The organism is Syntrophotalea sp. (assembly GCF_050253115.1).
Taxonomy (GTDB): Bacteria; Desulfobacterota; Desulfuromonadia; order Desulfuromonadales; family Syntrophotaleaceae; genus Syntrophotalea; species Syntrophotalea acetylenica.
On record NZ_JBFWJQ010000016.1, the window covers coordinates 26,642 to 34,936 of the forward strand.

An 8,295-nucleotide genomic window follows, 5' to 3' on the forward strand; every position below is an offset into this window, starting at 1 on the left:
TTTACCATTGTTCAGCGGGCAAATCAATCCTTTTCGGAGGTTGCAGTCACCAGACCAGACCAAAAAAGAGGTTCCAATTGCAAACCAATATGCTATAACAGGGTCGGCCGCCCAGCCGGCATAAATCTTCATTAATCCAACACTTTTAGCAAAGGGGCTTATCATGAGCGAAATCGTCGATATCTATGCCCGCGAAATCCTCGATTCACGGGGAAATCCCACAGTTGAAGTCGAGGTTTATCTCGAAAGTGGCGCCATGGGCCGCGCCGCCGTGCCAAGCGGTGCCTCCACCGGCGAACGTGAAGCGCTGGAAATGCGTGACGGCGACCCCGCCCGTTACCTGGGCAAGGGGGTTCTCAAGGCGGTGGACAACGTCAACAACGTGATCGCCGCCGAGCTTCTGGGGTGGGATTCGACGGAACAGGCAGCCATCGACCGCAGGATGATCGAACTCGACGGCACCGAGTTCAAATCAAACCTCGGCGCCAATGCCATGCTCGGCGTTTCCCTGGCCTGCGCCAGGGCCTCCGCCGACGAACTCGGCCTGAGCCTGTACCAGTACCTGGGCGGCCCCAATGCCCGCGAACTGCCGCTGCCGATGCTGAACATCCTCAACGGCGGCGCCCACGCCGACAACAATGTCGACATCCAGGAATTCATGATCATGCCCGCCGGCGCCTCTTGCTTCAGGGAAGCGCTGCGCATGGGCGCGGAAATCTTCCACGCCCTGAAGTCGGTGCTGAAAAAGCGCGGCTGCAACACCGCCGTCGGCGACGAAGGCGGCTTTGCCCCCAATCTCAAAAGCAACGAGGAAGCCCTCGAGGTTATCATGGAAGCCATCCGGGTCGCCGGCTACAAACCGGGTGAAGATGTGCTGCTGGCCCTCGATGTGGCGGCTTCCGAACTCTACGCCGACGGCAGATACAATCTGGCCAACGAAGCCCAACCGCTCAAGACCGCCGCTGAGTTGGTCGATTTTTATGCCGATCTGGTCGATCGATACCCCATCGTCTCCATCGAAGACGGCATGGCCGAGAACGACTGGGACGGCTGGAAGCTGCTGACCGACAAACTCGGCAAGCGTATCCAGATTGTCGGCGACGACCTGTTCGTCACCAACACCAAAATCTTCAAACAGGGCATTGACAAGGGCATCGCCAACTCCATCCTTATCAAGCTCAACCAGATCGGCACCCTGACCGAAACTTTGGAAGCCATCGAAATGGCCAAACGCGCCGGCTACACCGCCGTCGTCTCCCACCGCAGCGGCGAAACCGAAGACACCACCATCGCCGACCTGGTCGTGGCCACCAATGCCGGACAGATCAAAACCGGATCCGCCAGCCGCACCGACCGGGTATGCAAATACAATCAGCTGCTGCGCATCGAGGATCAGCTCGGTGACGCCGCCTGTTTCAACGGCCGGGGAGTATTCTACAACCTGCGCTGATCCGTCTCGGAACCGTCTGCAACACAGCGAAGGCCCGCGGTTTGCCGCGGGCCTTCGCTGTTTCCTAAACCCCTGCAGCCTTCAACGCCGCGCCGACGATAGCGCGCGCCTCGTCCTGGATCTGATTCAGGTGCGCCTCGCCGAGAAATGATTCCGCATAAATTTTGTAAATATCCTCGGTGCCCGACGGACGGGCCGCAAACCAGCCATTTTCAGCCGCGACCTTGAGGCCGCCAATACCGGCACCATTGCCGGGAGCACGGGTAAGTTTGGCCCGAATCGGTTCTCCGGCAAGGTGGGTAGCCGCAACCTGTGCGGGGGAAAGATTGCCAAGCACCGCTTTCTGGGCAGGCGTGGCACCGGCGTCGATGCGGGCATAAACAGGGTCGCCGAACTTGCGCGCCAGGTACTGGTAATGCTGGGCCGGGTCACGTCCGGTGACGGCGGTAATCTCCGCCGCCAGCAGGCTGAGAATGATGCCGTCCTTGTCGGTGGACCATACGCAGCCGTCCATGCGCAAAAAGGAAGCTCCGGCACTTTCTTCACCGCCAAAACCGCAACTGCCGTCGGCCAGGCCGTCGACGAACCATTTGAATCCGACCGGCACTTCCGATAGCGGGCGTCCCAGATCGGCGGCGACGCGGTCGATCATCGATGATGACACCAATGTCTTGCCAACCGCGGCGGTCTGGCTCCAACCGCTTCGGTGACGGAAAAGATAGTTGATGGCCACCGCCAGATAATGATTGGGATTCATCAGCCCCGCCGACGGGGTCACGATACCGTGACGGTCGAAATCGGGATCATTGCCGAAAGCGATATCATAATCGTCCTTGAGTCCGATCAGGCCCGCCATGGCACTGGCGGAAGAACAGTCCATACGGATCTTGCCATCCTTGTCGACACACATGAAGCCGAAGGTCGGATCCGGGCATCCATGAATCACGTCGATATTCAGTCCGTACTTCTCGGCGATCGGACGCCAGTAGCCGAGACCGGATCCGCCCAGAGCGTCAGCCGCGATGCGCAGACCGGCGTCCCTGATCGCTTCCATGTCGATGACATGAATGAGGTCATTCACATAAGGTGTCACGTAATCGTGCGAAACGGTGGTGGATGCGCCGAGGGCTTGCGGGTACGGGACACGCTTCACCCCCTTCAGGCCGTGGCGCAGATAAGCGTTGCCTCGGTCGGCAACCGCTGCAGTCACGTCGGTGTCGGCCGGGCCGCCATGGGGTGGGTTGTACTTGATGCCGCCATTATCCGGCGGGTTGTGGGATGGCGTAATAACGATGCCGTCGGCCCGATGTTGCTTCCGCCAGCGGTTCCAGGCGAGAATCGCGTGGGAGATGACCGGCGTGGGAGTATAGCCCGAACCGGCTGCGATGCGTACCTGTACCCCGTTGGCCGCCAGCACCTGCAATGTCGTGGCGTGGGCCGGCTCGGAAAGCGCATGGGTGTCCATACCCAGGAACAAAGGCCCGTCGATGCCCGCAGCGGCCCGGTAATCGCAGATTGCCTGCACGATGGCGAAAATGTGATCCTCGTTGAACGATCCATGGGTCGCACAGCCGCGATGCCCCGATGTACCGAAACTGACCAGGTTGGTCTCATCGTCCGGGTCGGGGTGCCGCGTATAGTAATCGCTGATCAACCTTGGAATGTTGCAAAGGATCGACTTCGGTGCCGGCTGTCCCGCCAGAGGGTGAATCTGCATATCTGCGCCTCCTTGAAATCATCGTTCATTGCATTGGCCGGGGATCACAACACCGCCAGTCTATAGAACCTGCAACGACTGTCAAGTCACGGTTACCACCCCCGATATCACCGACAGCCACGCAACGCAACCACCCTCAGTTCTCCACCCCGCCGCCCGCCAATTCACCCTGCAGCAAAACGCCTTCTTCGGATTTTGTCCGGGCCGTGCTCTTCACCTCGATGCCGGCCTCGCGCAGCACTTCATCCACCCTCCGGCTGTCGAGAACTTCTTCCTCGAGCAGGGCTTCGGCCAGTTTTCCCAATGCGAACAGATTGCCACCGATGATCTCATCGGCCTGCTGCTCGCCGGTCTTGACGATCTTTTCGATCTCCTGGTCGATTATCCAGGCCATGTGTTCGCTGAATGAATTGTCGCTGGCAAGCTTGCGGCCCAGAAATGGGTGCTCTTCGCCGCGACTGAAACTCATGGGACCGATGCGTTCGCTCATGCCCCACTGGCAGACCATTTTTTCGGCCAGTTCGGTGGCTTGCTTGAGGTCGTTCTGGGCGCCGGTGGACAGCTCCTCGAACTCCGCCTTTTCGGCGGCCCGTCCACCGAGGCTGACGGCGATGCGGGTCATCAGGTAGGTGCGGGAATAGTGATAGCGGTCATCCACCGGCAACTGCTGCGTCACCCCCAGGGCCTGACCGCGCGGAATAATCGACACCTTGTGGATCGGGTCGGCGCCGGGGCTCAGGCGCGCCAGCAGGGTATGCCCCGCCTCATGGTAAGCGGTGATGCGCTTTTCCTGCTGAGACATGACCAGTTTGCGCTCGGTACCCATGAGCACCCGGTCCTTGGCCCGCTCGAAATGGGCCATGCAAACCTGCTGGGCATCCTCGCGGGCCGCGATAAGGGCCGCTTCGTTAACCAGATTCTCCAGATCGGCGCCGCACATCCCCGGCGTGCTGCGGGCAAGAAGCTGCAGATCGACATCGTCTGCCAGCGGCACCTTGCGGGTGTGCACCTTGAGGATCTCCCCCCGGGCGCGCCAGTCGGGACGCTCCACCACCACCTGTCGATCGAAGCGGCCGGGACGCAGCAGGGCCGGATCGAGAACGTCCGGACGATTGGTGGCGGACATGACAATCACCTCGTCATGGGCTTCGAAGCCATCCATCTCCGACAGCAGCTGATTGAGAGTCTGTTCCCGCTCGTCGTTGCCGCCGCCAAGGCCGGTGCCGCGGGAACGCCCGACGGCATCGAGTTCATCGATGAAGATAATGCTGGGCGCATTTTTCTTGGCATTTCCAAAAAGATCGCGAACCCGGCTGGCGCCCACGCCGACAAACATTTCGATAAACTGGGAGGCCGAGATGGTGAAGAACGGCACCCCCGCTTCTCCCGCCACGGCGCGCGCCATCAGGGTCTTGCCGGTGCCTGGCGGTCCCACCAGCAGCACGCCGCGCGGCGCCTTGGCCCCCAGCCGCATGAACCGTTTGGGATTGCGCAGAAATTCCACGATCTCCATCAATTCCTGCTTGGCTTCCTCAAGCCCGGCCACGTCGGCAAACGTCACGCGGGATCGTTCCTTGGTATACATTTTGGCGCCGGATTTGGCGAAACCGCCCATGACTCCGCCACCGGGCCCCTGCCGGGTGCGCATCCCCTTGAGGATGAACCACCAGACACCGATGATCAGAAGCCACGGAAAGAGATAAATCAGGGCGGTGGTCCAGGCCGACGGTTTTTTTTCGGGACGCACAGCAACCTCGACCTTACGTTTTTCCAGTTCCTGAAGCAATTGCGGGTCGGACACGGGCGGCAGGGTGGTGCGAAACAGCAGGAAGCTCTTGTCGCCTTCTGTTTCGGCGGTACCCTCCAGCAATACCCGTTCCTTCAGGCGACCGTCCAGGCTGTTGCCTTCAAAGGTGACGGCTGCCACATTTTCGGCACCCAGTTCCGCCTTGAAACGACTGTAACTCACCTCCGCAACCGTCTCCCGGGTTGGCGGCGTCAGTTTCGTCAACGCGTAGTTGACCATCAGGATGGTTGTCACAACAATGATCAACTGCCAGAAAAGACCACGCGTCATAGGTGCTTCCTTTCATCCGTGCCGTCAGGATGATGCCTGCCGACGGGCATCGCACATCCTGCAAGATCCATTCTGATCCGCCTGCCCCTGCCACAGGGAAACGACCTGTCAAAATAGTAACAAATTTCACAGACAAATGCTTTTTGGCGCTTTGCGCCAGGACAACCCGCCGCAAGGCCCGCCCCGTGGAAACGACAGCCCCGGATGGTTGCTTTCGGCGAATCCTTCTGCTAAAGTCCCGGCGTGGTCGAAAACAGCCGGCCGCATCCTGCACCTTCTTATTCTACCTTCAAAATTCCAGGGATGGCCGCGACCATGTTTGAATTTTCATTACTCGCCAGGGATTCCGGAACCGCCGCACGCCGCGGCCGGCTCTCGACACCGCACGGCACCATAGAAACCCCGATTTTCATGCCGGTCGGCACGCATGGCGCCATGAAAGCCATGACCCCGGCCCAGGTTGAGGAGACCGGCGCGCAGATCATCCTTTCCAACACCTACCACCTGCACCTTGCGCCCGGGGAGGGCTTGATTGAAAAAGCCGGGGGACTGCACCGTTTCATGCACTGGAATCGGCCGATTCTGACCGATAGCGGCGGCTTTCAGGTATTCTCGCTGCCGAAAAAACGCATCACCGAAACCGGGGTGTTTTTCCGTCATGAAATCACCGGGGAAGAAATCTTTCTGGGGCCTTCCGAGGCCATGGCGATCCAGAATGCCCTTGGCGCCGACATCATCATGGCGTTTGACGAATGTATCCCCTACCCTTCGACCCACGCCTACGCCGCGACATCGATTCGCAAAACCCTGCGCTGGGCGGAGGCCTGCCTGAAAAGTCACGGCCGTGCCGATCAGGCGCTTTTCGGCATCGTACAAGGAAGCATCTACGAGGATCTGCGCCAGGAGTGCGCCCGGCAGATGACCGGAATGGATTTCCCCGGTTACGCGATCGGCGGCGTCAGCGTCGGCGAGGGGCTGGATCTGCTCAAGAAAGTCGTCGACTATACGGCCCACCGCTTGCCCGAAAACAAGCCGCGCTACCTGATGGGGGTGGGACTGCCCGAGGATATCCTGGAAAGCGTCGAGCGCGGCATGGATATGTTCGACTGCGTCATTCCGACCCGCTATGCCCGCAGCGCCACCCTGTTCACGCGGCGCGGGCGCATCCGTCTGACACACCGGCGCTACCGGCGGGATTTTTTTCCGGTGGATGCTTCGTGTAATTGTTATTGCTGCGCCAATTTCAGCCGCGCCTATCTGCATCACCTGTTCAAATCAAATGAAATCCTGTCGGCAACCCTGGCCGCCATTCACAACGTGCATTTTTACCTGAACATGATGAGCGAAGTGCGGCAAGCGATTGAAAACAACGATTTTGCCGCCTTCAAGAAGAATTTTCTGGAAGAATACGGCGCCGAAAGCTGATCGCGATGGTGTCCTGCGTGACCCATGGATGGCCAATCGGAGGTTCAAGCGATGGATGCAGACCTGGCGCGCCGCCTGCGTCGTGCCCTCACCGGCAGCCGCGAAGAACTGTTCATCACCATGCAGGATCCCGCGCCCGAGGTGCTGCACACCGCACTCCGAAACCGGGCGCTGAATGAGCTGCATCTGCTGGCCCTGCTCAAGCGCAGGGACCTTGGCGAGGATCTGCTGCGGGCCATTCACCAGACCGAAAACGCCCGCCAGAGCCATAAAGTCCGGCGGGCGCTGATCAGGCATCCTCATCTGCCCACGTCACTGCTGCAAACCCTGCTGCCGCTGCTGCACCTGTTCGAACTGCTGGACATCTGTTTTCTGCCCGGCGTCGCACCGGACCAGAAACTGGCCGCCGAACGCCTTATCATCCAGCGCCTGCCCACCACCCCTCTGGGCAACAAGATCACCCTCGCCCGCCGCGCCACCGCAACCGTGGTGGCGGAACTGCTCAAGGAAGGCCATCCGGCCCTCATGGAACCCTGTCTGGAAAACCCCCGGCTGCAGGAGATGGCGGTAGCCCGGTTCCTGCGCGGAGTCCGGGCCGACGCCGAAAACATCTCCATCATCGCCAGACATCCGCGCTGGAAGGCACGCAAAACCCTGCGCACCGCCATCCTCAAACACCCACGCACCCCCGGCATCTGGTTCGCTCTCTGGCTGCCGGGCATGCGAGGTCCGGAAATTATCCAGTTGGCCGCCTCGCAGCGCCTCACACCCTCCCAGAAGTCGTGGATCAAACAGGAAATGCGCCGCCGTGGCCTGGCCTGAGGGCATCCCCGCATTCTCTGCCATCACACCACTGTTGCTTTTCGACTCCGATAAATTTTAAAGGGAAGACCGACCAGCAGAGCTGTAATCAGCGTTACGCCTCCTTTGGCGAGCAGGGAGAGAATGATCTGCGCCAGAGTTAAAGACTGTGCGGCAAAAAAATAGAAAATCAAAAAAGCAAGCATAAATCCGGCTGGAATCAAAACAGCGGCACGCCAATACCTTTTTTCGACAGCATGAACCGCCAGGCTTGCCAAAATCGCGATACCGATAAACAGCCCGACACCGACCCAAAGCAGCGGACGCTCCGATAACGGATACGATCCACCCGCGGCAGACTCCGAAACGTCCTCACCTGCAACCGGGGCAACCGGTCCGATACCCTGAACGATATAACAGGGCAAGTAACCAACCAAGCGGGGCGTGCCGGTTCTTGTTGGTTGCAAGCCAGCCACTGACACTGTCCCGATAATCACACCGGAACCGCCACCGGAACCGCCACCGGAACCGCCACCCGAACCGCCACCCGAACCGCCACCGGAACCGCCACCCGAACCGCCACCCGAACCGCCACCGGAACCGCCACCGGAACCGCCACCGGAACCACCGCCGGAACCACCGCCGGAACCACCGCCGGAACCACCGCCGGAACCACCGCCGGAACCACCGCCGGAACCACCGCCGGAACCGCCACCGGAACCGCCACCGGAACCGCCACCGGAACCGCCACCGGAACCGCCGCCCGAACCGCCACCGGAACCGCCACCGGAACCGCCACCGGAACCGCCACCGGAACCGCCACCG

Annotated in this window: 7 protein-coding genes; 3 read left to right on the forward strand and 4 right to left on the reverse strand. The window is 60.5% G+C overall.

What is annotated here, in order from left to right:
* Positions 1 to 163: 163 nt before the first annotated feature.
* Positions 164 to 1,450, forward strand: a complete 1,287-nt coding sequence (eno, locus tag AB7E65_RS03220) for a phosphopyruvate hydratase (protein WP_072285477.1) — start codon at positions 164 to 166, stop codon at positions 1,448 to 1,450.
* A gap of 64 nt (positions 1,451 to 1,514) precedes the next feature.
* Here eno and pgm read toward each other — a convergent pair whose 3' ends face one another.
* Positions 1,515 to 3,167 carry a phosphoglucomutase (alpha-D-glucose-1,6-bisphosphate-dependent) gene (gene pgm / locus AB7E65_RS03225; RefSeq protein WP_428745260.1) on the reverse strand — a complete coding sequence of 551 codons (1,653 nt, stop codon included), beginning with the start codon at positions 3,165 to 3,167 and terminating at the stop codon, positions 1,515 to 1,517.
* Between the two features lie 136 nt (positions 3,168 to 3,303).
* On the reverse strand, positions 3,304 to 5,244 hold the full coding sequence (gene ftsH / locus AB7E65_RS03230; protein WP_320361815.1) for an ATP-dependent zinc metalloprotease FtsH: 1,941 nt from the start codon (positions 5,242 to 5,244) through the stop codon (positions 3,304 to 3,306).
* Positions 5,245 to 5,559: 315 nt separating this feature from the next.
* On the opposite strand from ftsH, the gene tgt reads away from it, so the two are divergent.
* Together tgt and AB7E65_RS03240 are read left to right on the forward strand one after the other, a co-directional pair.
* A complete protein-coding gene (gene tgt / locus AB7E65_RS03235) occupies positions 5,560 to 6,669 on the forward strand; it encodes a tRNA guanosine(34) transglycosylase Tgt (protein ID WP_072285480.1) in 1,110 nt (369 codons plus the stop codon).
* 51 nt (positions 6,670 to 6,720) lie between these two features.
* A complete protein-coding gene (locus AB7E65_RS03240; RefSeq protein ID WP_235605438.1) occupies positions 6,721 to 7,491 on the forward strand; it encodes a hypothetical protein in 771 nt (256 codons plus the stop codon).
* Between the two features lie 23 nt (positions 7,492 to 7,514).
* On the opposite strand, the gene AB7E65_RS03245 is transcribed toward AB7E65_RS03240, so the two are convergent.
* Together AB7E65_RS03245 and AB7E65_RS03250 are read right to left on the reverse strand one after the other, a co-directional pair.
* Positions 7,515 to 7,967 carry a hypothetical protein gene (locus AB7E65_RS03245; RefSeq protein ID WP_428745261.1) on the reverse strand — a complete coding sequence of 151 codons (453 nt, stop codon included), beginning with the start codon at positions 7,965 to 7,967 and terminating at the stop codon, positions 7,515 to 7,517.
* Positions 7,964 to 8,295: hypothetical protein (locus tag AB7E65_RS03250; protein WP_428745262.1), on the reverse strand; the 332-nt coding region annotated here is incomplete at its 5' end. The genes AB7E65_RS03250 and AB7E65_RS03245, both read right to left, overlap by 4 nt.